Source organism: Fodinicola feengrottensis, assembly GCF_010993775.1.
Classification (GTDB): Bacteria; Actinomycetota; Actinomycetes; order Mycobacteriales; family HKI-0501; genus Fodinicola; species Fodinicola feengrottensis.
In genome coordinates this window covers 210,952-237,089 of record NZ_WOTO01000004.1, presented here as the reverse complement: position 1 = coordinate 237,089, position 26,138 = coordinate 210,952, and the positions used below count along the sequence as shown (strand labels likewise).

The window sequence follows — 26,138 nt, the reverse complement described above, 5'->3', positions numbered from 1 at the left end:
CGTCATCCCCGTTCGCTCCCGTCAGTCCCGGTAGCGGGGTTGCGGGGGAGCCGGCGCCGGGCCGAGCAGGCCCGCCAGCCACTTGTCGTACGACGCGGTCCACGAGCCGTTCGAGCGGATCTGGTCCAGCACGCCGTTGACGAACCGGACCATGTCGGTGTTCTGCTTCGGGATGGCGATGCCATACGGCTCGGCCGAGATCGGCGGCCCGACCAGCTGGGTGTAGCGGTCCTGCGCGGCCATGCCGGCCAGGATCGTGTCGTCGGTGGACACCGCGTCGACCTGGTCCTGCTGCAGCATCACCAGGCAGTCGGTCCAGTCGGTGACCGCCACCGCGGTCGGCTTGGAGGGGGCGTTGAGGATGGCCGGCAACGAGGTCGACCCACTGGTCGCGCAGACCTTCTTGCCGGCGAGGCTCGCCATCGAGGTGATCCCGGAGTTTTTCTTGGCCAGGACCCGCTGGTTGGCCACGTAGTAGACAGACGAGAAAGCGACCTGGAGCTCTCGGTCGCAGGTGATCGACATCGTCCGTACGACCATGTCGACATCACCGTTGACCAGCGCCGTGAGCCGTTGTGCGGAGGTGAGCGCGCGCAGTTGGATGCGGTTGGGGTCCCCGAAGATCGCCTTCGCGACATCGTGGGCCATGTCGATGTCGAAGCCCTCGATGGTGCCGGTAGCGGGATCGCGATAGCCCACTTTGTACGTGTTCTGGTCGACGCCAACGATCAATTTGCCGCGCTGTGCGATCCGCTGCATGGTTGTACCGGCCGGCATCTGCCCGGGCGCCGGCTGCGAGCTGGCTGGCCGCAGGCTCGCGGTCGGGTCGCCACAGGACGTGTTCTCCGGCTTCGGCGGCGAGGTCACCACCTGCGCACCGCCCGGCAGCGGAACGGTCGCCTTCACCTGCGTGTTGATGGGCGGTTGGCCGGCACAGCCGGCCAACGCCACCAGCGCGAGGGCCACTATCAGGGCGAACCTGCCCGAACGGGTGCTCATCGGTACTCCTTGAGCCGTTGCCAGCTGCCATAGGCGGACCCGGCGGCAGCGATCAGGGCGAGCAGGCTGGCGCCGACCGCGACGCCGCTCATCGCGCCCTGGCCGTCCGAGACCTCTGCGCCGAAGCTGCCCCTGGTGCGTACGATCGCGTCGCCCAGCTCGCCGTCCAGCCGGTCGAAAGCAGTCGCCGCGCTGTCCGTCCCGGAGCCGATGGTCAGCCCGACCGCGGTCGTGTAGTCGCCTGAGTCATCCGCGGTCCGGATCTTCTTATGTACCTTCAGCCAGGTCGCCGCATCGGTCATGGCGGCCGCGAGGTCGGACCGTACGCGATCGTCGGTCGCGGCCGTCCGGGCCGAGCCGAGCAGCCCACGGTCGTCGGCGAGCGTTTTTGTCAGCCGCACGTAATCCGACTCGTACGCCTGCCCAGCCCCGCGGGCCACCAGGGTCAGCGTCTCGTCCGCCCGAGCTTTCAGAATCGACACCCTGACCTGCGACAACGCGTCCGCCTGGGCGGATCCCTGATGGCGGCTGGCGGAAACCGTTTCGATGGCGATCACCGCCGACCCGAGAACCCAGAGCAGGGACAGCGCCGCCGCGCCGGTCGCGACCGCAGGCCGGCGTTGAAGACCCGGTTCGTACGCCTCAGCAGGTAGCGCTGGGCGAAATAAAGCAGCGCCAGCAGCAGCAGCAGGCCCAGGAGAACCTCCAGGACCGGCCAGGCGCCGGCCTGGTCCTGGTCGGCGGTGAGCTGCGCCGCTTCGCTCTGGTAGAGCCGCTGCGCGGCCGGCAGCAGCTGCGTACGCATCAGGTTCGACGCTTCCCGCTGGTAGGCGGCGCCGAGCGGCAGGCCCTGCCGGTTGTCGGTCCGTGCGGTCTCCACCAGGCCCGTGTACACCGGCAGCTGGGTCGACAGGATGACCAACGGATGATCCGGGCTGGCGAGGTCGGCCGGATCCCGGGCCGCCACCGCGGTGGCCAGCGCCCGGCTGGCCTGCGCGATGTCCAGCTCGTACCGCTGCCGGGTAGCCGCCGGCTCCAGCCCGCCGGACAGGAACGCGCCGGTCGCGGTCGCGTCCGCGTCCGACAGTGCCCGGAAGAGGTTCTGCGCGGCCGAACTCAGCGGGCCGCTGCTGGTGGTCAGCTGGTCCAGCGCCGTCGAACGGTTCTGGACGCCGGTCAGGTTCACCGCGCCGGTCAGCAGGCTGAGCACCACCGCTGCCAGCGCCAACACCGTCAACGTGACCGGCGTGGACCACCCCATCCGAGCCGGCTTCGGGGTTGGCCGCTGGGGTGCCGCAGTCACCGGTGGAACCGCGGTGGTCGCCGCCATCATCGGTCTCCTCAAGCGCTGGAAGGTGCTTCTCTCCGTACTACCTGCCAGAGCCCCTCTTTGTAGCCCTTTTGCGATACAGCTGCCCTTCAAGTGATCACCATGTTCCCCCATAGGAGCAAGGTCTGTTGGGCTAAACGCGACGTCTGTTCGCCGCCAGATATCGAGGGGGAACGCGGGCACGATCAGTACGTATGGAGTTGTCTACGAAGTCCCGTTCAGTGCCCATCGCCGTCCTGTTGGGCGGCATGTTCCTGTCCAATGTGGACATCGCGGTGGTGAACACCGCGACGCCGGCGATCCGGTCCGGGCTGGCCGCGAGCGCCGGCGAGGTCGAGCTGATCGTGTCCGCGTACACGCTGGCTTTCGCCGTGCTGCTGGTCTTCTGCGCTCGGCTGGGTGGGCTGTACGGTTTCGGTCGCGTCTACCGGGTGGGCCTCGCGGTCTTCGTGCTGGCGTCGCTTGCCTGCGGGCTCGCCACCGGCCCGTGGCTGTTGATCGTGGCCAGGGTGGTGCAGGGTGCCGGTGCCGCGCTGCTGGTGGCGCAGGTGCTGACCGGGATCCAGGTGATGAGTACGGGCCGGCAGCGTACTCGCGCGTTGGGCGCGTACACGATCGTGCTGGCCGGCAGCGCGGTCATCGGCCAGGTGCTGGGTGGCCTGATCGTGTCGGCGAACCTGTTCGGCACGTCGTGGCGACCGGTGTTCCTGCTCAACGTGCCGCTGGGCATCGCGCTTTTCGCGCTGTGCCGCACCCTTCCGGTCGGTCGTTCCACCACGGCCGCCGGTCGGCTGGACTATCCAGGCGCCGCGCTGCTGACGGTCGCGCTCGGCCTGCTGGTGTTTTTCCGCTGGTGCTGGGGCCGGGGGAGGGCTGGCCAGGGTGGACGTACGGCTGCCTGCTCGCCGCGGTGCCGGCGTTCGCGTTTTTCGTGGTGGTGGAACGGCGGACGGCCAGGCGTGGCGCCGCTGCGCTGGTCCGGTTGGAGCTGCTCGGTCGCCGGTCCATCAGTTGGACGCTGGCGGCGGCCGCGGTGACCGGGGCGATCTACTTCGGGATCCTGCTGGTGGTGGCGATTTACCTGCAGCAGGGCCGGGGTGCGTCGGCCGCCGAATCCGGCCTGGTGATGGTGCCGTGGGTCGCCGCTTTCGGGGTTGCCGGCCCGCTGCTCGGCCGGTTCAGCCCACGGCATCGGCAACTGGCTGGGCTCGCCGGCACCCTGCTGGTCGCCGCCGGCTTCGCGGTGGTCGCCCTGCTGGCGGCGTACGGACAACCGAGCAGCTGGGTGCTCGCGCTGGTGCTGGGCATTGCCGGGTTGGGCTACGGCGGCACGTTCGCCGGCACGATCGCCGTCCTCACCGACACGGTCGACACCCGCTACGCGGCCGACGTGAGCGGCCTCTTCAACACGATCGTCCGGGTGGGCGGCGTGTTCGGCGTGGCCGTCTTCACCACGACGTACACGGCCACCTCGTCCTTTGTCGTTGTCGCCGTGGTGATGGCGGCGAGCGCGCTGGTCGCCGCGGGGCTGGCCGCGGTCGGCCTGACCGGTCCGCGCCAAGCGGTGGCCGAGCCCGCGGCCGGGCGCCATGACAGGGTAGGCGCATGAGCTACACGCTGGCCTTTTTCGCGGTTCCATTAGCGGAGCTGACCGCGCGGCTGGCCGGCATCGATGCGTCAGCCGACGACCGAGCCCAGCGCACGTACGACGTGTTGCGCGTGCTGGGCCGGCCAATTGACTCGATCACCCACAGCTCGGCCGGCGGCGAGTGGTTCCGCGATCAGTTCGTCGCGACCGCGCTCGCCGGGATCATCGGGGCCGGACCCGCCGGCCACCTGCTCGACCGCCCACTGGCCGGGATGCAATGGTCGTACCAGCCGACTTTTGGCTGGCTGACGGGGATTGAGGTCGCCGACACGGCGGCCCGGCTGGAGGCGGCGGATCTTGATGACCCCGATGATCCGGAGTCTGCCGAGACTCTCGAGAGTCTCCTCGATATTTTGCGGATGGCCGTCTTGTTTGGCGACGACCTTGTGACCGTGTATCACTAACCTCGCGAGGATACCCCAGAGGTTGCTGGTTGAACCTAGCCTTTTAGGGCCCGGTCAAGGAAATCCAGGGCGTAAGCGGCGATGGTGTCGGCGTGAGTCTCAAGCGCGAAATGGCCGCTGTCGAGGAGGTGTATTTCGGCGTTGGGGAGGTCCTTTTGGTACGCCGTTGCGCCGGCGGCGATGAAGATCGGGTCGTTGGCGCCCCAGACGGCGAGCAATGGCACCTGGCTTTCCCGGAAATAGCGGTGAATCTCCGGGTAGATGGGGAGATTGTGGGGATAGTCAGTGAGCATCGCGACCTGGATGGCGTCGTTTCCGGGTCGATCCAGCAGAGTTTGGTCGTGCAGGAAGGCGTCTGGGTCGACGAGGGTCGGATCTGGTACGCCCGTTAGATACTGCCATTTGGTGGCGTCGAGGGTGAGTTGCGAGCGGGCGAAGACTTCCTGGCTGTCGCGGTCGTCGGACTGTAGGAACGCCAGGAATTCGGGCGCCAGGCCGTCGACGTAGGCGTTGCCGTTCTGGGTGATGATCGCGGTGACCCGCGCTGGCTGGCGGGAGGCGATCCGTAGGCCCACCGGGGCGCCGAAATCCTGAATATAGAGGGCAAAACTCTCAAGTTTCAGGGCGGCCAGGAAGTCGACCATCACGGCGGTGACCGACTCGAAGTCGTACGTGAATTCGCTCGGCTTCGGTGCGTCCGACCAGCCGTAGCCGGGGTAGTCCGGCGCCACCACGTGATAGCGGTCGGCCAGCTGGGGAATCAGGTTGCGATACATGAAAGAGCTGCTCGGGAACCCGTGCAGCAGCACGATCGTGGGCGCGTCCCGAGGGCCGGCCTCACGGTAGAAGATCTGGTGACCCTGCACGGTCACGTACCGGTGATGAACCTGGTGTGTCACGGGGTGTCCTCTCGAAAGCCGTCATCGACCCTCGAAGTCTAACGGATAACTGAGTAGATATCCATTAGGAGTGTGAGGATCGATAGTGCCGGGCGGCTCGGACTCGATCGCCGCAGGTGGTGGAACACCAGCGGCGGCGGGCGTGCTCGCGGAAGAAGACGCGTACGCAGCCGTGTGCTTCGCAGACGCGGATGGTGGCGGCTCGTTCCGTGCACAGCACGTCAATAGCGTCGCCGGCGATGGCGGCAAGCGCTTCGGCGAGCGTGCCGGGCCGAATGGTCGACCAGGTGCGTACCGGCCCGGTCGGCGGCCAGGCGACCGAAGAAGCTCCCGGGGTCGCCGCCGCCGCTTCGTTGACGGTGTCGACCGCGGCGGGATCTGCATCGCGTTCTTCCAAGAAAGCGAGGAAAAGTTCCCGTACGGCAGCACGCAGCTGGGCGAGTGAGGACACTTCCCTGAGGACCGTGTCGCTCTGCAGGAGGCCACGAGACCGCAGCCAGGAGGCGGCGGCCTCGGGGCTCGCCAGGTGGTCGATGTCGCCGTTCGGGCCGGCATGCAGCGAGTTCACCAGGGCGAGCGCGACCGAGGCCGTCTCGCCCGGGACGGTTATCCAGTCACTCATAGTCCGTCGAGCTTACCTCATGTTTAGCTGTCGATCTAAACGTTAGAGAACGAGCGAGTGGTGACTGTCGCGCCGGGCCGTCGAGTGAGGAGGTCGGTCAGCTCGGCGGTGGCGTCGGCGAGTGGCTCGTACGATGACTCGTCGGCCGCGTCGAGCAGAAAGAAGGCGTCGGTCGTCTGGTCGGTCAACGCCGTCGTCCGCCGGCCCTGCCGCCAGTTCCACCGCCGGCACGTCACGCCCGCGTCGTCGGCCCAGACCGGCTCGCCGATGGCCGGCGCGGTCGGTCCGTCCGGCCGTTCCGGGATGTCGCAGGGCTCGTCGCCGGTGGCGAACCGCAGCACCAGCTCACCCTGCAGCGCACCGGCGTCCTCGCCGCCGGCCGGCAGCAGATGCCGCAGGCTAACCGCGTTGTACAGATCGACGAGCTCGTTGATGGACGGCACCTGGCCGCTCTGCGCGCGCCGCGCGAGCGCCTCGGCGGAACAGTAGAAGCGGCTCGGTTTTACCCCAAAAGACTGGTAAATCCGCCGCCAGGCAGCGAGTTGTGGGTGTTCGCCGGGCTTGCGTCCGTCGAGGGTCTTGACTGCGGTGGCGACCGCGTCCGCGAGGTAGTCGACGGTCTCCGGGCCGCTCGGGCCGTTGCGCAGGCCGTGCGCCAGCACGACAGTCGCGCGATAGGCGGGATACTGCGCGGTCACCTCTGGCGCGATGCTGATCTCGGTGTTCACCCGCCGATTGTCGCCGATGCCCGTACGGCCGGCGGCCTCGCCCGTACGAGTCGGGGTGGTTCGGGCAGCTTGACGAGGTAAATCCCTTTCGTCACCGAGGTGAACATGCTTCATGCGCTGGTCAGAGGCCGTTCATAAGCACGTCGCTCGCCGCTTCTAGGTTCACCTCGACAACCGAGCTTTGAGGAGCGGCGATGCCCGAGGCCAGCAAGCAAACCGTCACCCGACGCGGCGCGTTGGGGCTGCTTGGGGCGGTCGGTACGGGCGCGGCCGCGGCGCCGTTGCTCGGCGCCACCCCGGCGAGCGCCAGCCCGGCCTTCGTGCCCAGCGTCGGCAACGGCGCGACGCCCGTGCAGGGCCTGCACCTGACCTTCGGTGCGAACCCGGCCCGGCAGATGGTGGCGTCGTGGATCACCGAGGGCTCGGTCCGGCGACCGCGAGTGGTCTATGGCACGCTCGACGGCGGTTTCGGCTGCGTGGCGCAGGCGGACACGCGTACGTACGTCGACGGGACTTCGGGGCGTACGGTCTGGATCCACCATGCCGAGCTGGACCGGCTGCGGCCCGGCACCGACTACATCTACGCCGTGCAACACGACGGCGCGACGCCAGACGCCGGTACGTTCCGGACCGCGCCGGCCGGCCGGGCGCCCTTCACCTTCACCAGCTTTGGCGACCAGTCCGCGCCGCAGGTGACCTGGTTGGCCAACGGCACCGCCGGGCTGGACGCGAACTCGACGCCGGCCACCAAGGACATCGTCACCGGCATCGAGACCGTCGCGCCGCTTTTCCACCTGCTCAACGGAGATCTCTGCTACGCGAACCTGGACGTCGACCGGGTGCGGACGTGGAACAACTTCTTCACCAACAACACCCGCTCGGCTCGCTTCCGGCCGTGGATGCCGGCGGCCGGCAACCACGAGATCGAGAAAGCGAACGGTCCGATCGGTCTGGACGCCTTTCAGGCGTACTTCAAAGTTCCCTCGACCGAGACGGACGCCGAGCTGGCTGGGCTCTGGTACGCCTTCACCGTCGGGTCCGTGCGGGTGATTGTGTTGCAAAACGACGACAACTGCCTGCAGGACGGCGGAGATGTCTATATCAGCGGCTATTCCGGCGGCCGCCAGCTCGGCTGGCTGCGGCGTGAGCTCGCCGCCGCCCGATCGTCGTCGCGGGACATCGACTGGGTCGTGGTGGCCATGCACCAGGTGATGATCAGCACGTCCGACGCGAACGGCGCCGACCTCGGGCTGCGGCAGAAATATGGGCCGCTGTTCGACCAATATGGCGTGGATTTGGTGCTCTGCGGGCACGAACACGACTACGAGCGGTCGCTGGCCGTACGAGGAGTGGTGGCCGGCAGCGAGACGCTCACCCCCCGAATCCGGTGTCCGCGGCCACCGACGTGATCGACTCGACTCACGGCACGGTCCACATGATTCTCGGCGGAGGCGGAGTTTCCGGCACAACCAACGGAAAATTCTTCGCCGACGGCACCGGAAAGGTGCTCACCGCGGTTTCCGCGACGGCCGATCCGGGCACTGGCAAGCGAACCGCCACCTACGTCAAGGAAAAGGCGGTGTGGAGCGCCGTACGAGATATCGAGCACCCGTACGGCTTCGCGGCCTTCACCGTCGATCCCGGCCGGCGGCCCGGCGACACCACGTCGATGCATGTCACGTACTACAACGTGAACAAACCCAGGGGTGAGCTGTCGGTCTTCGAGAAATTCACGCTGCACCGCCGCCGTTCAGACGGCTGAGTTTCTGATCCCAGTGCGCTGGCAGGCGGCGAAGCGTACGCAGAACGAGGTGGACGCGGCGCTCGGGCTCAGTGACCGGATCGGTCAGCCGTAACGTTGGTTGTCGCCTCAGCAGCCGGTCCAATCCGATGCGCGTTTCCAGTCGAGCCAGCGGCGCGCCGACGCAGAAATGAATTCCCTGTCCGAGCGCCAGGTGCCCGCTGGCCCGGTCCCGGGGAAAACCGAAGCGCTCGGGTTCGCTCCAGCGTGCCGGGTCTCGGTTCGCCGAACCGAACAACAGGAACACCCTGGATCCAGCTGGAATCCGTACGTGCGCGATCGTGGTGTCCTGTAAGGCCCGCCGGACGAAACCCAGGGCCGGCGTATCGTACCGCAAACCCTCCTCGACGGCCGCTTCCAAGAGGTCAGGATCAGTGACCAGCCGGTCCCAGTGGCCGGTCGAGAGCAACTGCCACAGGAGGTTCCCCAGCAAGTTCGCCGTCGTCTCGTGACCCGCGAAGATCAGCAACGGCAGCAGGTCCGCGACTTCCGGTCCGCTCAGCGGGGGATGGCCTTTCACTCGCGTTTTGAGCAGGCGGCTGATCAGGTCGTCGAGCGGCGCGTGTTGTCGCTGGCGGACAAGGTTGTCGCAGTAGTCGACGAAAGCCACCGAGGATTCAGCGGCTCGCAGCTGCTCGTCCTCGTTCAGCGTCTCGGCCGCGAAGTCCAATGTGGACTTGTCGCGACACCACCGCATACAACGATCCAGGTCATCCAGCGGCACGCCGATAACTCTCAGGATCACTATCAAGGGAAGCGGATAGCAATATTCGTTCAGCAGGTCCACCTCAGGACCGGCCAGGCGGTCCAAAAGATCGTCCGCGACCTCGCGAATGAGTGGCGCGTAGCCGGCGACCACCGTCGGCAGGAATGCCTGGTTCAGCACCTGCCGCAGGCGAGTATGGGCCGGCGGGTCGGTGTTGCCGAGATGCTTGGCGTGCCGCTTGGAGGCCATCACCGCGGCGACCCGCGGTGGCCATCGTTTTGGCTTTATGGAACGGTCTTCTGAGGAGAAGCCGGTTGGGTCGAGCAGCACTCGTACGACATGGTCATGGCGGGTGATGAACCAGAGGTCGAAGCGATGGCTGTAGAAGACCGGCTGTTCGACCCGAGCGCGCGCATAGAACTCATATGGATCGGGCCCGTGCGCGATGGTCTCGTCGAATTCGGCGCCGAGATGCGTGCTCACGGCCGGAAATCCGCATGCTGATAGAAGCCGTTGCCGAAGCGCAGAATTCGCTGCAGCCAGAGCGCGGGGCGGACTTGGGCGGTCACGAGTGGCCCGAGCAAGTCGTCGCATCGCGCGGTCGCGTCCTCGATGTATTTACCGATCTGGGCTGCTGTTGCCCCGAGTTTCACCGCGTTCAGGTCTGTCTGGTCTGCTTCTCGCTGATGGCTGGCGAGGTCATTGGTGAGCCGCGAGGCGATTTCGGCATGCCAGGCAGCGGTCAACAGCCGGTTCGCGTGATCCACGGCGGCGTGGTCACCACCAGCCAACCAGTCCGTTACCCGGATCAGGCGAAAGCCGCAGCTGTCCGAATTCGCGACATACTCGGCCATCTTCGGTCCGTGGCCGGTGGTCGCGAGCCGCTCGGCACCTGCCCACTCCTGGACCATACCTTGGTACGTATTCTCGAAAAGGTCACGCCAGCGCTCTCCAAAGACAGTCCAAAGTGGACTCGTCCGCAACCTCGCGAGGATATCCGCCAGTGCGACACTGGGAAGATCGGTTGGTTCTGGTTCGGCTCCGTGGGCGACAGTCACCCATCGCGAGACCAGAGTGTCCACTTCGGACCGCGTCTGTGCTCTGCTGTCCACCAGCTCGTCGGTGCCGAAAACCCACAGTTCGAAACGCAGGGCGAGGTCCATCTCGTCGCTGGTGAGCCATGGTGCGGCGTACGCGTATGCGCTGGTGACCGGCGCGACATAGCCGTCATTGATCCAACTGGCGTGTTGGGCCAACCACGGCCCCAGCCGCCGATGCGCCTGGAAAGCGCGTCCAGAGATCTGTCCCGCGACCCGCGCGTCGGGCAGCTCGGGCGGCATCACTGGCTGTTCGCCCATCGCAGTGCGGCGAGCACTTCCGCGGTGATGACTCGACGCGGCGCGTACAGATCCTTGTCGTGCCACAACGGCGGATGAACGGCACTTGACGAAACAATTCTCGCGAGCTGTCGCGCAAAAAGATCGCGCCGCGGTCGATGGCCGGCTCGGTGAGCACCCCGGCGGCCCGGCCAGCGGCCAGGATTTGGACGGCATAGGCCGTTTCCTCGGCCGTGCCGCCCCCCATACTCCCCACGACCCATCGTCTCGCTGAGTATCCAGGACCCAGCGGCTGGCGCGGCGGATCGGCTCGTCCCGGTCGGCAGATTTCACCGCCCGTACGCAGACAGCAGTGGCGTAATAAGGCGACGCATGCCATTTGTCCAGCCAGGAACCATCGGCCTGCTGCTGGTCAACCAGCCAGTTCGCCAGCCGGTCGGCGACGGGGCGAAGGGGGTCGCCCTCGGATCCACGTCCCAGATACCCAGCGATCGCATGCAGGACATGTCCATTGGCACTGATTGATGGGTTGCGTTCGCCCTGCCAGCACTGGAAATGCTCGCCGGTGTCGAAACGCAGCAACACGTCGGGCCGGCGTGCGTCTCCCAACGTGGCCAGGGCTGTCAGCGTCGTCGCGGTGGTGTCCGCGTCGCAAAGGAGCCCGGCCCCTACCGCCACTCCTTCCCGGGTAAGGGCTGCCGTCATACGCTTTCGAATATCGTCGGGGACCGGCACTTGAATCCCGGCACCCAACAACGCGCTCACCGACCACGCGTGCTCGAACATCGTGATCGGCGTCACCCCGGCAACCGGGCCATCTCCGCGCCGTACGGCGTCCAGAAGATATGCCAAAGCGTCGGTCTGCGCACCTGGCGAGGCGTTCAGCCAGGCCGCGGTGGCAGCGGGGGGGGAGCAGCCCAGGTTTGCGTTCGCTGGCTGGACATTGGCCAACCCGGCGGCTCCGCCCAACACCTCCAGGGTGTGCCGGAGTTTGCTGCCGGCCGCCGCCGGGTTCGCCCGGAGCTTGTCCAGCAGCCCGGGATCGGTGCCGACTGGCAGCGGCAACACCGTGCCGGCATAAGGCTCGAGCCCGGCTACTGGTTCTGCGGCCAGCGCCGACAACCGGGCGTTGAGCGCCTCGACCAGCGCCGGCACGATCAGCTCGGTGGCGATCATGTCCGCGGCCGCTGGTCCATCCGGGCCAAGCAAACCGACTAATGCCCAAAGCCCGCGGGACGCGGCCTTGGTGAGGCGTTGCAGGTGCGTTGTCGACATTCCTGTCGTACGGCCAGAACTCACCACCGCGAGCAGCGCGTCGACGGCGCTCAAGGTCGGCACAATGCCATAGCCACCGGGCCCGCCCCAGCTGCCGTCCGCATTCTGTTCGGCCGCGAGGAAGGCCAACCGCCGGGAGCAGTCAGGCAACCAGGGTGCCAAATCCAGGATGCGGCCAGTCTCATAAACCGACGGCGAGACAACGCCGGCTGGATCGGCTGCGATCTCAGCCAGCAATTGCGTCGCCAAGGTGGACAACTCGAAGGTCATCCCGACGCCCATGTTCGTTGCTCCCCGCCATTTCTCCCGACCGATCTCGGATTACACGCTGCCTGGCCCGCGTGGTCAAGAGTTTCCACCGAAATATGCGATTAACCTCGGGAAAGGGCGTGTCGAGATGACATGTGTCAAGAGAATTACTGACTTTCGAGCATTGTGCCGGACTGGGCTGTCCGATAGAACCGGTAACAGACGACTACGAACGAACGAAAGTCGCCAGGTATGCAACAGTCGGTCCGTGTCGCTCCTGTAGCTGGAAACCGCAGTCGTCGGCGTACGAGCGCAAACGACCGAACGGAATCCAGTGCCGATCGAAGAACTCGCCGACCACCAGCCGGCCCCCCGGTCGCAGCACCCGGTGGAACTCGGTCAGGGATTCCCGCGGCGCACCGATTTCGCCGAGTGTGGTGACCAGGTAAACGGCGTCGAACGTGCCGGCGTCGAAAGGCATGCAGGTGGCGTCGGCACGGGTACCGTGAATCGTGGAGATTTCCGCGTCGGCAGCGCGTTTTTGCACGTGATCCAGCATTTTTTGTTGGATGTCGACGATGTCCAACCGGCCTTGGCAACCCAGTTGAGGCGCCACGTGCAGGGACTGCAGGCCGGTCCCGGGCCCGATCTCCAGCATCCGCTCGCCGTCGGCCGGGTCGAGCGCGCGGTCGATGTCAGCGGCGCGCAGGAAGGGCAGTGGGAGATCCAGCAGTCGGCGTTTGTCGTACGGATAAGGGGCCGTGTCGGTGAACCACCAGACCGCGCCGGCCGCGGCGGCGAGTGCGGTGGCGCCGGCGGCCAGCGTGACCGTCTTCTTCTTCATATATGTGTCTGTCCTTCAGTTTCCATGACATTTGTCAGCCAAGCCAGGTGTTCTGGTTACAGTAACGTGGCGATAATCCCGGCCACATCAGACCAAAGTCGGCTACCCGTACGCCGGAAGTGTCGAGTGTGGCCGGGACTGGTCCCGAGACCGTTTCGTACCCTGCGCGGATGACATCGCCGGGGGTTGGTAGCAGAGTCGGTCGCGGCCTTATCGGCCTGGTCGTGGCGGCGGCGTTGGGATTGTTCGGGCAGTGGCCGGCCGCCTCGTTCGTACGCCAAGCTGCCGCCGCCCTGCCGCCGTACGGGACGGACGGTCGCGGCAACCCGCAGTCGACTGACTGCCAGTCGACGGTGACCGCCGGCCAGTCGATCGACGCCGCCATCGGCAAAGCCGCGGCCGGGGCGGTGGTATGCGTGAAAGCCGGCGACTACAGCGGCCAGACCGTGCACCTGAACCGGTCGAAGGTGACGGTCCGATCCAACGGGGTCGCCAAAATCAAGAACGCCGTCGTCACCGGCGCTGGTACGACACTGGACGGTTTCACCGTTGTCGGGGCAGCCTACCTGAACCCGGAAGCCGGCATCGATTTCGCCGGCAGCGACCAGAAAATCGTGCACAACCTGGTCAACGGGCGGCAGTTGGCCTACGGGATCCGCTGCGATCCGTGCCATCGGTCGACGGTGTCGCGTAACACCGTGACGAATCTGCAGAACTACGGGCTCTTTGTCGGCGCGGGGGCCGGCGCGCAGATCCACCTGGAACAACGTCTACGACCTGCACGCCGACCGGGTCAACGATCTGGACGTGGACGGCGTGCGGTTTCCTTGGCGCGCACACGATCCGGAACAACTACATCCACGACATCAACCAGTTCAAAAGCAAGCCGGACAGCACCGGCGACACCCCGCACACGGACTGCTTCCAGACGTACGACACCGGCAGGAAATTCTCCGGTACGGTGATCGAGGCCAATATCTGCGTGCGGGTGTCCCGGCAGTGCCTGATCGCCCAGAACGACACGGCGAAGACGTACGAGATCAGTGGCATCGTCTTTCGCGACAATATCTGCGAAACGTACGACAGTCAGGGTATCAACCTGGGTAGCCTCAAAGGTGTCCGGATCGAGAACAACCTGGTGCTCAGCGGTTTCCAATACCAGGTGGTGAGCCTGGAGGAACAGGACACCGGGCTCGCGAACACCGACACCACGATAATAAACAACATTCTGGTACGGGCGAAGTCCGACGCTTTCACGTACGAGCGGATTGGCAAGACGACCAACGAGAAGTTCCTGAACAACCTGGAAATGCTGGACACCTCCATCGTGCCGCGCGACGCCGCCTTCCAGCAGACCCGCGGCCCGTACGCGGCTTTCCGGACCTCGGATTTCACCTCCTACCGGGCGTATATCGCCCGGCTCGCGGTGCTGGACCGGGGTGTGCCCGGCAACACCTCGCCGACCGATCTCGCCGGCAGACCGCGGGTCGCCGGCCCGGCGACCGACCTCGGACCGTACGAGCTGGGTGCCTGTGGCCGGCAGTGCTGACAGACTGTCTCCCGTACCAACCAGGCGGGAGGAGCACGGACAGTGGCACCCAAGGCCCAGGCATTGACGCCGGCGAAGATCGCGGCTTTCGCCCTCGAGTTCGCCGAGACCACCGAGGAGAATCCGTTCGGCTTCGGCACGGACGTCTACAAAGTGGTCGGCAAGGTCTTCGTGATCCTCTCGCCGGAAAACGACCCGCCGAGGGTCTCGCTCAAATGTGACCCAGACCTCGCCCTGCATTTGCGCGAACAGTATGACGCGGTGACGCCCGGCTATCACCTGAACAAGCGGCACTGGAACACCGTGGCCCTGGATGGCAGCGTCCCGGCCGACGAGGTCCTGGAGATGGTCGAGCACTCGTACTGGCGGGTGGCCGCCGGCCTGCCCAAGGCGACCCGCGTCCGGCTCGGCGACGCTCCCTGACATTTGTCAGTAGGTTAGGCTAGCCTTCATTGTTGTTCCGGCTGGCTGGGGAGTCGATGTCCGAACGCGATGTCCTGGTCAGGGATCCTCGGTTTGCTTTCCAGGTGGGCGAGCGCAGTGGTCCGGACTGGCTCAGCCTGGCGGCGACAGCGGACCCGCTGGTTTGGTTGGGTAGCCGAACCAGCCCGAAAACCGAAGCCTTCCTACGCGCCGCCGCTGACGTGCTCAACGAGCCGGATCACCGGCCGGTCGGTGGCGTCGCGACCGGGTTCCGGGTGACGCCCGGCGGAGACCGCGTAACTGGATTCACCGGCAGGTGTCGGAGCGGTGTCGCGCGCGGCGATATGACAGATTAAATAATTCCGGTAAATCGGGCTCCGGGTCGCCGACTTTGTCCGCAGTGGTCGCTCTTTCCTTTGGTTAGTAGCAAGATTTTCGCGAAACCCCCTTGTGATAACCGAGCCGGGGAGGCACTATTTGCCGCGCCCCTGTCCATCACAGAAGGAGAACCATGATGACCGCACCCGTCAACGAAAAAGCAACTGCCGAATTCGATCTGGTGATCGGTGACCTGGAGCTGGAGATCCCGGCGCTGGACGAGACCACCGCCAGCACGACCCACTTGGGCACCGGCGGCGGCAACTGTTTCGACTGCACCTGCGCCGGAATTTACTGCTCGTAGTCCAGGCCTGCCGCCGGACAGTGATTTCGCCGGACTTGTAATGAAAATGTCCGTCGAATGCGATCTGGCGATCGGTCTGTTCGCCGATTCCGGCAGTGGCGGTTGGCGGTCCGTCGGCCGTCAACCGCCGCTGTGATGACTACCGAAAGGGCCGCGGTGCGTCGAGGCGATGGTTGAGTTTCACTGGGAGATAAGCGACCCTGGCCCGTTGGATGGACCTGAGCCGCCGTCGGCGGTGAGCCGGCTGCTGGCCGCGGTACAGGCCGGCGAGGCCGGTGCGATGTTCCCGCAAGTGGTGAGCGCGGGCCCGGAGGGCACCCTCGCGATCGAGCGTCACCTCGGCGGTGCGGCGGACGCTCGGGCCCTGCGTCGTACGTTCGCCCAGCCGCGGTTTGACCCCCTGACAGCCGCTCTCGAACGACTGCAGGCCTGGTGCGAGGCGACCATCCCAGAGTATTCCGACATTCTCGCATCCGACCTGCTGACCAGCACGAACGCCGACCTCTTCGGGGCGTTCGTACGGGAGGCCTTCGTCGCCTGCGCCGCCGATATCCCGGACCTTACGGCTGTGGTGGGGCGCCGGTGTGCCCAGTTTTTTTGGGCTCCTGGACGTGTTCCTCGACCGGCTGCGCCGGGACCTGCGGACCGGCTGGCCGGACAGAGCCGATCTGCGCGGGCCGGTCACCCATTTGTGGGCGCACGACGAGGAAACGCACAACGGCGGGCAGCGGGTGCTGCGGGTGGATCTCGCGGGCGGCGGCCGGATCGCGTACAAACCCCGGCCGGCGTCCGGCGAGCTGTTGTTCCTCAACGAAAACGCGATTTTCGCGCGGCTCAACGAGCTGCCACCGGTGTCTGGGGACGTACGGCTGCCGGTGCTGTCCAGCTGGCGGGGAAGCGGCCCGGATCGGCATGGCTACTCCTGGCAGGAATGGGTGGAACGGCCGCCGGAGTGGGGGATCCTGCGTCGCCAGGGCCAGCACGTGCTGTCTGGTACCCAGCTGACGCCTGCTCAGGCGGGTCCGTTCTGGCGTCGCGCCGGCGCGCTGGCCGCGGCCTGTTTTGCCTTTGGCATCACCGATTTGCACGGCAGCAATGTGCTGGCCGGTGCGCGCGCGGACGACGAGAGCCAATGCTGTATCCGGTCGACCTCGAGGTCTTTTTCGCCGACGCGAAGCGACTGGCTCACACCACGCTGGTGTACGCGCCAACCACCTCGATGACGCACCACGTGGGACTGGAGAACGAGGCCCGCTGGTGCGATGTCGACGCCCAGCCGGTGTGCTGGACGGCCGGCGAGGACGGCGTGTTGTCGTTGGGAACCCGAAGCCGCTCGGTCACTCGGACAGTTACCCGGTCGGTGGTCGGCGACACCACTGGGCGGATCGGTTATGGCCCGTACGTTTCGGCCCTGTTGCGGGGAATGTTCGACACCTGGACGCTCATTTGCCGGCATCGCGACGACCTCCTCGGGCAGGTCGAGCGGGACGGCGCCGACGGGTACGCACGAGTGGTCCGCCGGGCCACCTCGATTTACGTCGGCGCCCTCAACGGCGACCCGGTCGACCCGGCGGTGGTCTTCGACGCGGCCGAGAGCGGGAACAGCTCGACCGCGGCGACGTGCCGTACTTCTTCCGATCGGTCCTGGGCGGCCCGCTGTGCAGCCTGGACCCGTCGCTCGCAGCTTTTCAGCCGCGGCCGGTGCCGAATCCGGAGCCGGTGCCACCGGTGACCCCGCGACCGCTCGCCGACGTCGCTGCCCGGCTGACCTTGGCCACCCTCGGCCCGGCGCTGCTGCGGGACGCGGTGGAGCACGTCTTCGACGACATTCCCGACCATGCTTTCACCGACGATGAACTCGGCGTACGCGTGCGTCTGCATGGTCCGGAAGAGGGTGAGGTCAGCTTCGACTGGCCACAGGTTGGCCGCCGGATCACGTATCGCTGGGATGAGTCCAAAGCCCGGGTAGCCATCGATCCGATCGACGCCGAGCCAGTTCCGGACCCGCTGCCGGCCGGCGTCGAGATCCGGCGCCGGCTGCTGCGGATGGACCGCGTCGATGCCCGCCTGCGGGTGCCATGGGCGCGCGGTGGGTTCACCGACGAGTCGTCGCATCGCCGGCTGACGGCGCTGGTCGGCAGCGGTGCGAGGTGGCTGGGGGAGGTCTTTGACCAGTACGGCTGGCCGGGGCAGTCGATGGTGGGCCTCGCCGCGACCAAGGCGGCCAGCCGGCTGGTCCAGCATCTGGAGGACGACCTCCCGCTGCAGCGGCGGGCCTTGGAGCTGATGACGGTGGCGGCCGACGCCGGCGACTTCCCTCGCCGGGAGATCGCGTACGTGACGGATTCCGTCCGGCTGGCCGAAGGGCGGCCGCAGGTCTACGGCACCAAGTTCGACCGGGTGGACGGTGAGTTGGTGCCTTGCCCACTGGAGGATCCCGAGCAGGTTGATGAGCGCAGGAGGGCGATGGGCTTGGTGCCCCTACACGAATACGCGAATGAACTGCGGGAACGCTTCCCGCTGACGGGAACCGAGCCGACATGACCGGCTGGCGGGAAGTCGCCCAGCAGTGGGGGCGGGCGCCAGCGGTGCTGCCGGATCCGGCGCCGGTGGATCTCGCCGCCGGCTACCGCGCGATGGTCGCCGCAAGCGCGCCTTTTCGCGCTGGCACTCGGTATCAGGCGCTGCCGGACGTACGGTTCCGGGCCGACGACGGGGTGATTCGAGCGCCTGGCGGGCTGCTGCCAGGTGAGCATGACCGGACGCTCGACGGCTATTTCGACCGGCTGGAAACCGACCTCGGCCAGGGTTGCCTGCTGACCGTCGAGCAGCCGTTGATGACCGATTTCGCCCTGTGGTCGGTGGTCCGGGACTGGCTCGCCAGACTGTGGCGGGAGGTCGGCTGGCCGAGTCTGCCGGTGGTCTCGGAGCTCGCGGTCGGTGACCGGATCACCGACCGTGGCGGGCTCGCGGGCGAACCCACTCACGACGTGTTGACCTGGGTGCTGCACGGGACTTTGCGGGTCGCGCTCCAGGACGGCACGGCCGGCCCCCAGCCGACCTTGACCGTACCGGCGGGACAGCTCGCCTATTGGCCGGGCACGCACTCGTACGCGGACACATACGCTGATCGCTGCATGCTGTTGCGGCTGCGCGTACCAACCGACCCTCGCCTTGCTTTCGGTGCTGTCAAAGACCTTCTGGCCGAGACGATGCAGGCGCAACGCGACGGCGACGAGGTGCCCTACCTGCCGATTTCAGCCGGGACAGTCGCGGAGCCGATCGCCGCCATCGCCCAGCAGCTCGGCGAGCAGGTCCAGGCTCCTGAACTGACGAGGGCGCTGCGCGTACAGCTTGGGAAGCGGCGCTCGGCCGCGGGCCTGGAGCCGGTGCCGGCGCCACGATGGCCAGTCGAGCTCACCGCGAGTGACTGGATCCGGCGGACCGCCGAAGTGCTACCGGTGCCGGACCCGCCCGACCGGACAGTGTGGGCGGTGAACGGGTACGGGGTACTTGCCGCTGGCCGGCGCGGTCACTGACCGGATTCTGGCCGAGCTGCCGCTCGGTCGCCCGGTGCGGGTCGGCGAGCTGTGCGCGGCGATCGGTGCGGGGGATCAGTCCGCCAGGGGGTGATCACGCTGCTGCGCGCGTTGCATCGCCTCTACGTCGTCGAGCTGGAGGCGCGTGGTGTCTGAGCTGTTCGTCATGGAAACCCTGGACTGGGACGTCTTCGTACGCGACTGCTGGGATCGCCGTCCGGTCCTGGTCCGGCACGTACCGCGGCCGCCGTTCCAGGAGAACGAGGTCTTCCAAGCGGCGACCGTGGCTGGTCGGTCCGAGCGGCCGGGCGTCCTCCCGCCGAACGCGCAGTTCACCGTCGAGCGCCGGCAACAGGTGGTGGCCGGCGACTTCCTTCCCGAACCGGACGACGGCTCCCTCGCCGGCTACCAAAAGCGGCTGGCCGAGCGTCTGGGTGGCCGCCGCTATGCGCTCATCCTGCACGGCTTCCACGGCATGGCCTATCCGCAGTGGGCACGCGAGCGCGACTTCTACGCGGGCCTGTGGGAGCGGGTCGGGATCCCGCTGAGCGGCGCTATCACGACGCTGTTCCACGGCACGTACGAACACAGCCCGGTCGGCGTGCACAAGGACCGTTTCGCCACCTTCATGTTTGGCCTGGCCGGACGCAAGCGGATGCGGTTCTGGCCGAGCCGGCCCTGGTCCGATCCGGTGAGTACGGTGCTGGACTACGAGCCGTACAAGGCCGAGTCGTTCGCGGTCGAGATCGGACCCGGCGAGCTACTCTACTGGCCGTCCAGCTTCTACCACGTTGGCGAAAGCGCCGGCGACGAGCCGGCCACCAGCGTCAACGTGGGCGTGCCGCGGGAAGGCCACCGGGCCGCGTACGACCTGGACGACCTTTTGCTGAGTGTCGATCCGGCACTGCTCGCCGACCCGGGCCGGTCGTTCGGGCAGTATCCGCGCTCGTCAAGCCCGTTGTTGGGGACCGTGGATGGTTCGCTTCCGCCGGCGTTTGAGCAAGCGCTGGCATATTTCCGCGACTTCGCCGCCGATGGGCTGGCCGAGCGGGCGGTCGATCGCTCGCTACGGATCCGGACGGCAGGTGGCTTGCGGCCGGTGCCGCCGCCGGACGAGCGGCGTGCCCTGCCCGACACCGCAGTGGTTCGCCGTACGGCAGAGATCGTCGTCGCCGGCGATCTGTGTGCCGCCAACGGTCACGTCACCCGCTTTGAGGCGGGGTCGGAGATGGCTCAGTTGCTGGCGAATCAGCCGGTGCGAGTGGGCGAGACCGGGCCGGCCGCGCGGCACCTGTTGGAGACACTGGAGTCGTTCCATGCCGTGGAGCGCGATGAATCAGGGTGACGACATCCGTCAGCGGGCCACTCAGGTGGTCGCGGACCTCGCGGCCCGGCTGGCCGATCCGGCCACGGTGGCCGCGGTCACCGATGCGCCCGGCAACGTGCTTGAGGCGGGACCGCTGACGGTTCCGATCTGGCGGCCGGAGACGCTCGGCGACGGCTATCCCGGCGTTGGCCTGCTGTTCGCCGAACTCGCGGCGGCCGACCGAGGTGGCGTGCCGCCGCCCACGCCCACCTGACCGCGGCGGCCGGCACGGCACCGCGCTCGGCGGCCGGTCGAGACTGTTCAGCGGTGCGGCCGCAGTCGCCTTCGTAGGGCAGGCAGCGGCCTGCGCCTATGGCGGCTATTCGGAGCTGCTGGAACAGCTCGACCGGCACCTCTGCCGGTCCGCCACACACCTCGCCCGGCAGGGTCTCGCGACCGTACGAGCCGGCCAGCCGATCGGCGACGACACCCTTTACGACGTGCTTAGTGGCATCACTGGTCTCGGCCGCTACCTGCTGGCTCGCCGCGATGCCAGCGACCTCGCCGACGCGACGCTGACCGAAGTCCTGCGATGCCTGGTCGCGATCGCGGTTGCCGGGGACGTACGGGTGGACGGCGTGCAGGTGCCCGCTTGGTGGGGCGCGAGCGGCTCGCGGGACTGTCTCAACGTCGGCCTCGCTCACGGGGTGCCCGGCCCGCTGGCGCTGCTCGCGCTCTGCTGGCTGGCTCGCCGGCATCCGGATCGAGGGACAGGACGCGGCGATCGCCCACATCGTGGCGTTGCTTGACCGATGGCGGAGAACCGATGACAACGGCCCGTACTGGCCGTTGTGGGTGACCCTGGACGACCACCGTGGACAGCCCAGTTGGAGCCGTCGCCGCGACGCCTGGTGCTATGGGGCCGCCGGAGTCGGCTGGGCGCTGGACCTGGCCGGCATCGCGCTGGACCGGGCCGATTGGCGAGCTGAGGCGGCGGCGGCGCCCTGCGCGGCTCGCTGGCCACGGCGAACGACGAGACGATCGACAATCCCGGCCTCTGCCACGGCTGGGCCGGGCTGCTCCACATCGCGCGTCGGATGGCCATCGGGACCGTCGATGTCGTCGCCGAGCGGGTGCTGGACGCGTACGCACCGGACAGCGCGTTCGGTTTCCGCTACTACCAGACCGAAGGCACTTGGTACGCGGAGCGGCCCGGCTTCCTCGACGGCGTCGCCGGGGTGGCGCTCGCACTGCACTCGTACGCGACCGGTGAGATGCCCCGTACCGGCTGGGACGCGGCCCTGTTGTTGAGCTGAACCCGCTCCCGGCGGGCCTTGTCCCGGAGCGCTCGCGCTCGCCGACGGTTGTGCATGATGGGCGGGTGGGGATGTCGAGCGATGGCCGGGACGGGCAGTCTTCCGAGAACACGTACGTCGTGACAGTCGAGGCGCCGGGTTCCGGACGGACGGGGCATTTCGCGTCCATTGGCGAGGCGCTGACGGCCGGCTCCGCGCGGTCGCGGCCGATCCGGGTGGTGATCGGGCCGGGCACCTATCGCGAGGCCGTGAAGCTGCGGGGGCAGGTGGAGCTGGTGTCCGCCGGCGAAGGTCCGGTGGAGCTGGCGTGGACGGCTGGGACGGCCGTGGAGGTCCTGGGGTCGGTACGGGTCACCGGGATCACCATCGCCGGAGCGGCCATCAAGAACCTGCCGACGGTCCTGGTGTCGGCGGGGACGCTCGCGCTCGCGCTCGACCACGTCAAGCTGCGCCGCGACGAGGCCCCGGCCAGCAAAGGACCCCGATGCCGAGACCGAAGTCGTCAACCTGGCGTCGGCGCGGTCGGGGTCGTCGATGGACCTGCGGGATTGCCACGTCTCGGGCGCTCGGGTGACCTACGGCGAGAACACAACGGGCGTAGTCGAGCGGTGCGTCCTCACCCAAGCCGCCTACGGCGGGTTCGCGGCGATGGACGGCGCGAACGTACGGATCCTGGACACCACGATCTCCGCGGTCAGCACCGTCGGCATGTGGATCAAGCACGCCACGGTGGCTGTAGAGCGTACGACGATCGACGGCTGCGGGCAGAACGGCGTGTGGGCCGAAGCGCAGGCGCAGGTGACCCTGTCCGACAGCACGATCCGTAAATGTCGTTATCCCAGCACGATTTCCACCGATCGGGCCAACCTGTCGATCGTCGACTGCGCGATCTCGGAAGGGGCCGAGGAGGGCGCGCTGGTACGCACCGGCGGGCGGGATCACGTTGCGACGAACCACCATCGACCGGCCGGGCAACCATGGGGTCTATGCCGAGACGATGGGCGTGGTAACGATCGAGGACTCAGCGATCAGCCAGGCCGGGGCGACTGGGATCACGGTTAAGCCAACCGGCACCGTCGCCGCCACCAACACGCGTGTCGACGGCGCCACCGCGGGTGCGATGGTCAACGGCGGGACCGGAACCTTCACCGGGCTGACCGTCACCGACGTGGTCGAGGCCGGTGTCGGGGTCGAGGGCGGTGGCCAGGTGACGTTCGTCGGCGGCACGGTGCGGCGATGCGCGGGCGGCATAGCCGCCACGGATGAGGGCAGCCAGGTGGTCGTACGAGATGCCACGGTGGCTGACGCGCAGGTCGCCGCCATGGCCGTGGACTCCGGCGCCCGGCTGTCCGTGCGGCACAGCACCGTGGAGCGAGGCGTGCTCGGGTTGGTCGCCGGTGGTTCAGGCAAGCTGACCGTAAGCGACTGCACGGTGACCGACGGGACCGCGCGCAGCGGGGTGTTCGTGTCCGACGAGGCACTGCTGACCGCGCAACGGCTGAGCGTACGGTCCAGCGGCGGCGCCGGTTTGCAGGCCACCGACAGTGCACGGCTGGAGGTGCTGGACAGCGAGTTCGTCGATGGCTCGGCGGAGGGCCTGCGGGTCGACGCCGGCTGCACCGGCCGGCTGCTGCGTTGCCGGGTGGCCGGCAATGCCGACGAGCCGGTGCTGCGCAGCCGGCAGGTCCGCATCGAGGAACCGGTCGAGACCGCGCCCGACCAGATTCAGGTGCCGGCCGGCGCTGGTGCGGACGTACGACCGTCCACTGTGGACAGGGTGCGGCCGGCGCCGAGTGCCATGCTCGACAACATGGACGAGCTGGACGGGCTGGCCGAGTTGACCCAGCTGGTCGGGCTGGAGCCGGTGAAGGCGCAGGTCCGTACCCAGATCAACCTGGTCCGCAACGCGAAGCAACGGGAGGCCGTCGGTCTGCTGTGCCGCCGCTCAGCCGGCACCTGGTGTTCTCCGGCCCAGCCGGCACCGGCAAGACCACCGTCGCCCGCTTGTACGGCCGGCTGCTCGCCGCGCGCGGCGCACTGGCCACCGGTGAGGTCATCGAGGCCGGCCGCAGTGACCTCGTTGGCCAGTATCTTGGCGCCACCGCCCTGAAAACCAAGGCCGTGGTGGAGTCGGCGCTGGGTGGCGTGCTGTTCATCGACGAGGCGTACACGCTGGCCCGTACGTTCGGTGCCAACTCCGACCTCGGCCTGGAAGCCATCGACGAGCTGGTCCGCCTGATGGAGAACCATCGCGACGACCTCGTTGTGATCGTCGCCGGCTACACCACCGAAATGACCGAGTTCATGGACATCAACCCGGGCCTGCGATCCCGATTCTCCCGCACCATCGAATTCCCCGCGTACAACGCCGACGACCTCGCGAAAATCATCGAGCTGCAAGCGAAAAACCATCACTACCAATGGTCCGACGAGCGCTCGCCGCGATCACCCAGCGGTTCCACCGCGAGCAGGACGCCGGCACCCTCGGCAACGCCCGCGACGCTCGTACGTTGTTCGAGCAGGCCATCGAACGACAGGCCGCCCGCCTGGCCAACCACCCGAGCCCCACGTCTGCCCAGCTCATCGAACTCACCGTCGCCGACCTGTCCTAAGGCAAGACGACAAGCTTTCCGGTGGCTTCGTTGTTTTCCATATATTGGTGGGCTTTGACGATGTCGTCCAGGTCAAAGACGCGGTCGACGTTGGGCCGGTAGACGCCACCCTCGACCTCGCGTACGACCCGCTGCAACACGGTCGTGCCCACGCTGCCCTTGAAGTTGTCGCTGTGGAATGACGTGAGTTTGGTTCCGTACGGGATCATCGCGATCGGCTCGAAGTCCGGGATCAGCCAGCCGCTGAGCGAGCCGGCGACGCACACCGTCCCGCCGCCGCGACGGACCAACCGCAGCGAGTCCACGGCCGTACGCGCGCACCGACCAGGTCCAGCACCAAGTCCGGACCGTCGGGCCAGATCGTGCGCAGGCTCGCCGCGAGCGATTTACCATCGTCGACGAGTACGTGGTCGACGCCAGCCGTCTTCACCGCGTCGGCTTTGCTTTGCCGCCGAGTCGTGGCGGCGGTTTCCAGGCCGTAGCCGGACGCGATCGACGCGGCCGCCATCCCGACTGACGAGGTCCCCCCACGAATCAGCAACCGCCGCCGGTCACCCGGCATGACACCCAACGCGTCCAACGAGCCCTGCGCGGTCAGGTACGTCTCGGGCAGTGCGGCCAGGATCTCCCAAGGCAAGGTGGTCGTGATCGGCATCAGCAGCGCATTCGGCAACAACGCGTATTCCGCGTAGCCACCGTCGAATTCCCGGCCCATCTCGCCCATGACGGCCGCGACAGTGGTCCCCTCCGGCAAGCTGGGGTCGGTCGAGGCCGCCACGGTTCCCACACACTCGATTCCCAGCACACGCGGGAAAATCACGCTGGGGGAGTGGCCCTGACGGGTCCGCAGCTCGGACCGGTTCAGGCCGGCGCCCTCAACCCGTACCAGGCTCCAGCCGTCCCGGACCGCTGGTAGAGGCACCTCCCGAATCTCCAGCACTTCTGGGCCACCGGCCCTGACGCAAACCGCCGCACGCATCGTCTGTTGGCTATTGAGCATGCGTCCACTGTCGCTAATGAGCAGTGCGGCCTGCCACCGATAGAATGCCAACTTATGCCCATCGGCCGCCAACCTCGGATGTCCCAGTTGTGGGCGTCGGGCGGTTTGCATCTGTGGTCATCGGGCGGCACGAGTTCAGCACATTCGCACCCGCGTGGCCACCTTGTCTACGCGGCTCGCGGTGTCCTGTCGGTGCACACCGAACGCGGCACCTCGATCGTGCCGGCCAATCGAGCCGCCTGGATCCCCGCTGGGTTCACGCACTACCACCGAGCCCACGGTGAGACCGATATGCGGATCCAGTTCCTGCCGCCGTCGCTGACCCGGCTCGTACCAGCCCATCCGGCCGTGTTCACGGCCTCTGACCTGGCCCGCGAAATCCTGCTCACCCTCACCGGCCCACGCAACTACGAAGGCGCGGCACAGGCCTGGGACCGCGCCGCCCAGGCTCGTCTTCGCCGGGTCCTCGTGGACGAGCTTCACCAAGCGGATGAGCAGCCATTACAGCTGCCGGAACCACACGACGACCGGCTGCGGGCGATAGCCCAACTGCTGTACGAGGAGCCCGCGAACACCACCTCGCTGGCCGAGCTCGGGCAGCGCGTCGGGGCCAGCGGCCGTACGCTCAGCCGGCTCTTCCACGACGAACTCGGCATGACTTTCTATGAGTGGCGCACCCAATTACGCATCTATCACGCCCTCGTGTTGCTCGGCGACGGCCACGACACCACGTACGTCGCGCATGCCTGCGGATGGGCGAACCCCAGCGGCTTCATCACGGCCTTCACCAGCATCATCGGCACCACACCGGGGCGACACCGATCTGCCCGCTGAGCTCGCGGCACGGCTGAGAGCGCGAAAAGTCGTCG

At 67.4% G+C, this 26,138-nt stretch carries 31 protein-coding genes and 3 pseudogenes; 23 read left to right on the top strand and 11 right to left on the bottom strand.

Features of this window, described 5'->3' with window-relative positions; translation table 11 throughout:
* Positions 1-21 precede the first annotated feature (21 nt).
* From GNX96_RS05415 to GNX96_RS05405, 3 genes are read right to left on the bottom strand one after another with little or no spacing between them, the layout of a single operon-like run.
* A complete protein-coding gene (locus GNX96_RS05415) occupies positions 22-999 on the bottom strand; it encodes a glutamate ABC transporter substrate-binding protein (protein WP_163567244.1) in 978 nt (325 codons plus the stop codon).
* A complete protein-coding gene (locus GNX96_RS05410) occupies positions 996-1,556 on the bottom strand; it encodes a hypothetical protein (protein ID WP_163567243.1) in 561 nt (186 codons plus the stop codon). The genes GNX96_RS05415 and GNX96_RS05410 overlap by 4 nt, the downstream gene beginning before the upstream one ends.
* Complete coding sequence (locus GNX96_RS05405) at positions 1,553-2,329, bottom strand: hypothetical protein (protein ID WP_279579431.1); 777 nt, start codon at positions 2,327-2,329, stop codon at positions 1,553-1,555. Before GNX96_RS05405 ends, GNX96_RS05410 begins: the two co-directional genes overlap by 4 nt.
* Positions 2,330-2,550: 221 nt before the next feature.
* Here GNX96_RS05405 and GNX96_RS05400 point away from each other — a divergent pair, with 221 nt between their 5' ends.
* From GNX96_RS05400 to GNX96_RS05390, 3 genes are read left to right on the top strand one after another with little or no spacing between them, the layout of a single operon-like run.
* Positions 2,551-3,366, top strand: a complete 816-nt coding sequence (locus tag GNX96_RS05400; protein WP_163567241.1) for an MFS transporter — start codon at positions 2,551-2,553, stop codon at positions 3,364-3,366.
* Positions 3,312-3,938 (top strand): MFS transporter, encoded by a 627-nt coding sequence (locus GNX96_RS05395; protein ID WP_390623925.1) that lies wholly within the window; start codon positions 3,312-3,314, stop codon positions 3,936-3,938. The genes GNX96_RS05400 and GNX96_RS05395 overlap by 55 nt, the downstream gene beginning before the upstream one ends.
* A complete protein-coding gene (locus GNX96_RS05390) occupies positions 3,935-4,381 on the top strand; it encodes a hypothetical protein (protein ID WP_163567239.1) in 447 nt (148 codons plus the stop codon). The genes GNX96_RS05395 and GNX96_RS05390 overlap by 4 nt, the downstream gene beginning before the upstream one ends.
* Before the next feature lie 35 nt (positions 4,382-4,416).
* Here GNX96_RS05390 and GNX96_RS05385 read toward each other — a convergent pair whose 3' ends face one another.
* The 3 genes from GNX96_RS05385 to GNX96_RS05375 form a co-directional block, all read right to left on the bottom strand.
* Positions 4,417-5,280 carry an alpha/beta fold hydrolase gene (locus GNX96_RS05385; protein ID WP_163567238.1) on the bottom strand — a complete coding sequence of 288 codons (864 nt, stop codon included), beginning with the start codon at positions 5,278-5,280 and terminating at the stop codon, positions 4,417-4,419.
* A gap of 64 nt (positions 5,281-5,344) precedes the next feature.
* Complete coding sequence (locus tag GNX96_RS05380) at positions 5,345-5,902, bottom strand: CGNR zinc finger domain-containing protein (protein ID WP_163567237.1); 558 nt, start codon at positions 5,900-5,902, stop codon at positions 5,345-5,347.
* Between the two features lie 35 nt (positions 5,903-5,937).
* Positions 5,938-6,744, bottom strand: coding sequence for a B3/B4 domain-containing protein (locus GNX96_RS05375; RefSeq protein WP_163567236.1), 807 nt, complete (start codon positions 6,742-6,744; stop codon positions 5,938-5,940).
* Positions 6,745-6,824: 80 nt separating this feature from the next.
* On the opposite strand from GNX96_RS05375, the pseudogene GNX96_RS05370 reads away from it, so the two are divergent.
* Positions 6,825-8,392: pseudogene (locus GNX96_RS05370) on the top strand (purple acid phosphatase family protein).
* Here the strand turns inward: GNX96_RS05370 and GNX96_RS05365 are convergent.
* From GNX96_RS05365 to GNX96_RS05355, 3 genes are all read right to left on the bottom strand, one after another.
* Positions 8,361-9,620, bottom strand: a complete 1,260-nt coding sequence (locus tag GNX96_RS05365) for a cytochrome P450 (RefSeq protein WP_163567235.1) — start codon at positions 9,618-9,620, stop codon at positions 8,361-8,363. The pseudogene GNX96_RS05370 and the gene GNX96_RS05365 sit on opposite strands and share 32 nt — an antisense overlap.
* Positions 9,617-12,019, bottom strand: coding sequence for a terpene synthase family protein (locus GNX96_RS05360; protein ID WP_163567234.1), 2,403 nt, complete (start codon positions 12,017-12,019; stop codon positions 9,617-9,619). The genes GNX96_RS05365 and GNX96_RS05360 overlap by 4 nt, the downstream gene beginning before the upstream one ends.
* Before the next feature lie 205 nt (positions 12,020-12,224).
* Positions 12,225-12,842 carry a class I SAM-dependent methyltransferase gene (locus GNX96_RS05355; RefSeq protein WP_163567233.1) on the bottom strand — a complete coding sequence of 206 codons (618 nt, stop codon included), beginning with the start codon at positions 12,840-12,842 and terminating at the stop codon, positions 12,225-12,227.
* A gap of 170 nt (positions 12,843-13,012) precedes the next feature.
* Between GNX96_RS05355 and GNX96_RS05350 the strand changes: the two genes are divergently transcribed.
* From GNX96_RS05350 to GNX96_RS62605, 18 genes and pseudogenes are all read left to right on the top strand, one after another.
* Entirely contained in the window at positions 13,013-13,807 is a 795-nt protein-coding gene (locus GNX96_RS05350; protein WP_279579427.1) for a right-handed parallel beta-helix repeat-containing protein, read from the top strand.
* Positions 13,804-14,391, top strand: a complete 588-nt coding sequence (locus GNX96_RS05345) for a hypothetical protein (protein WP_163567231.1) — start codon at positions 13,804-13,806, stop codon at positions 14,389-14,391. Before GNX96_RS05350 ends, GNX96_RS05345 begins: the two co-directional genes overlap by 4 nt.
* A 42-nt stretch (positions 14,392-14,433) precedes the next feature.
* Positions 14,434-14,814, top strand: a complete 381-nt coding sequence (locus GNX96_RS05340; RefSeq protein WP_279579426.1) for an MmcQ/YjbR family DNA-binding protein — start codon at positions 14,434-14,436, stop codon at positions 14,812-14,814.
* Positions 14,815-14,870: 56 nt separating this feature from the next.
* Positions 14,871-15,170 carry a hypothetical protein gene (locus GNX96_RS05335; RefSeq protein ID WP_163567230.1) on the top strand — a complete coding sequence of 100 codons (300 nt, stop codon included), beginning with the start codon at positions 14,871-14,873 and terminating at the stop codon, positions 15,168-15,170.
* A 158-nt stretch (positions 15,171-15,328) separates the two neighbouring features.
* On the top strand, positions 15,329-15,496 hold the full coding sequence (locus GNX96_RS05330; protein WP_279579425.1) for a hypothetical protein: 168 nt from the start codon (positions 15,329-15,331) through the stop codon (positions 15,494-15,496).
* Between the two features lie 584 nt (positions 15,497-16,080).
* On the top strand, positions 16,081-16,719 hold the full coding sequence (locus GNX96_RS05325) for a DUF4135 domain-containing protein (RefSeq protein WP_163567228.1): 639 nt from the start codon (positions 16,081-16,083) through the stop codon (positions 16,717-16,719).
* Positions 16,716-17,228: a hypothetical protein gene (locus tag GNX96_RS05320; RefSeq protein WP_279579424.1), complete on the top strand. Its 513-nt coding sequence runs from the start codon at positions 16,716-16,718 to the stop codon at positions 17,226-17,228. Before GNX96_RS05325 ends, GNX96_RS05320 begins: the two co-directional genes overlap by 4 nt.
* Entirely contained in the window at positions 17,225-18,040 is an 816-nt protein-coding gene (locus GNX96_RS05315; protein ID WP_163567226.1) for a DUF6624 domain-containing protein, read from the top strand. The genes GNX96_RS05320 and GNX96_RS05315 overlap by 4 nt, the downstream gene beginning before the upstream one ends.
* The gene (locus GNX96_RS05310) at positions 18,037-19,035 is read left to right on the top strand and encodes a hypothetical protein (protein ID WP_163567225.1); all 999 of its coding nucleotides are present in this window, start codon (positions 18,037-18,039) and stop codon (positions 19,033-19,035) included. Before GNX96_RS05315 ends, GNX96_RS05310 begins: the two co-directional genes overlap by 4 nt.
* Positions 19,036-19,183: 148 nt before the next feature.
* Complete coding sequence (locus GNX96_RS05305; protein ID WP_279579423.1) at positions 19,184-20,380, top strand: hypothetical protein; 1,197 nt, start codon at positions 19,184-19,186, stop codon at positions 20,378-20,380.
* Positions 20,367-20,615 carry a hypothetical protein gene (locus GNX96_RS05300; protein WP_163567224.1) on the top strand — a complete coding sequence of 83 codons (249 nt, stop codon included), beginning with the start codon at positions 20,367-20,369 and terminating at the stop codon, positions 20,613-20,615. Before GNX96_RS05305 ends, GNX96_RS05300 begins: the two co-directional genes overlap by 14 nt.
* Positions 20,587-21,150, top strand: coding sequence for a lanthionine synthetase LanC family protein (locus GNX96_RS05295; protein WP_163567223.1), 564 nt, complete (start codon positions 20,587-20,589; stop codon positions 21,148-21,150). The genes GNX96_RS05300 and GNX96_RS05295 overlap by 29 nt, the downstream gene beginning before the upstream one ends.
* Positions 21,137-21,277: pseudogene (locus GNX96_RS62615) on the top strand (hypothetical protein); the annotation flags it as partial. The gene GNX96_RS05295 and the pseudogene GNX96_RS62615, both read left to right, overlap by 14 nt.
* A 68-nt stretch (positions 21,278-21,345) precedes the next feature.
* The gene (locus GNX96_RS05290; protein WP_163567262.1) at positions 21,346-21,657 is read left to right on the top strand and encodes a lanthionine synthetase LanC family protein; all 312 of its coding nucleotides are present in this window, start codon (positions 21,346-21,348) and stop codon (positions 21,655-21,657) included.
* Positions 21,658-22,191: 534 nt separating this feature from the next.
* On the top strand, positions 22,192-22,719 hold the full coding sequence (locus GNX96_RS05285; protein ID WP_163567222.1) for a right-handed parallel beta-helix repeat-containing protein: 528 nt from the start codon (positions 22,192-22,194) through the stop codon (positions 22,717-22,719).
* Positions 22,601-23,767 (top strand): right-handed parallel beta-helix repeat-containing protein, encoded by a 1,167-nt coding sequence (locus tag GNX96_RS05280; RefSeq protein WP_163567221.1) that lies wholly within the window; start codon positions 22,601-22,603, stop codon positions 23,765-23,767. The genes GNX96_RS05285 and GNX96_RS05280 overlap by 119 nt, the downstream gene beginning before the upstream one ends.
* A pseudogene (locus GNX96_RS62610) lies at positions 23,662-23,955 on the top strand (AAA family ATPase); the annotation flags it as partial. The gene GNX96_RS05280 and the pseudogene GNX96_RS62610, both read left to right, overlap by 106 nt.
* A gap of 122 nt (positions 23,956-24,077) precedes the next feature.
* Positions 24,078-24,269, top strand: a complete 192-nt coding sequence (locus GNX96_RS62605) for a hypothetical protein (protein WP_390623930.1) — start codon at positions 24,078-24,080, stop codon at positions 24,267-24,269.
* Here GNX96_RS62605 and GNX96_RS49030 read toward each other — a convergent pair.
* Positions 24,266-24,535, bottom strand: a complete 270-nt coding sequence (locus tag GNX96_RS49030) for a zinc-binding dehydrogenase (RefSeq protein ID WP_279579421.1) — start codon at positions 24,533-24,535, stop codon at positions 24,266-24,268. The genes GNX96_RS62605 and GNX96_RS49030 overlap by 4 nt on opposite strands.
* A complete protein-coding gene (locus tag GNX96_RS05270) occupies positions 24,502-25,320 on the bottom strand; it encodes an alcohol dehydrogenase catalytic domain-containing protein (RefSeq protein ID WP_279579420.1) in 819 nt (272 codons plus the stop codon). The genes GNX96_RS49030 and GNX96_RS05270 overlap by 34 nt, the downstream gene beginning before the upstream one ends.
* 3 nt (positions 25,321-25,323) lie before the next feature.
* Between GNX96_RS05270 and GNX96_RS05265 the strand changes: the two genes are divergently transcribed.
* Positions 25,324-26,103 (top strand): AraC family transcriptional regulator, encoded by a 780-nt coding sequence (locus GNX96_RS05265; RefSeq protein WP_344314370.1) that lies wholly within the window; start codon positions 25,324-25,326, stop codon positions 26,101-26,103.
* Positions 26,104-26,138: the final 35 nt, after the last annotated feature.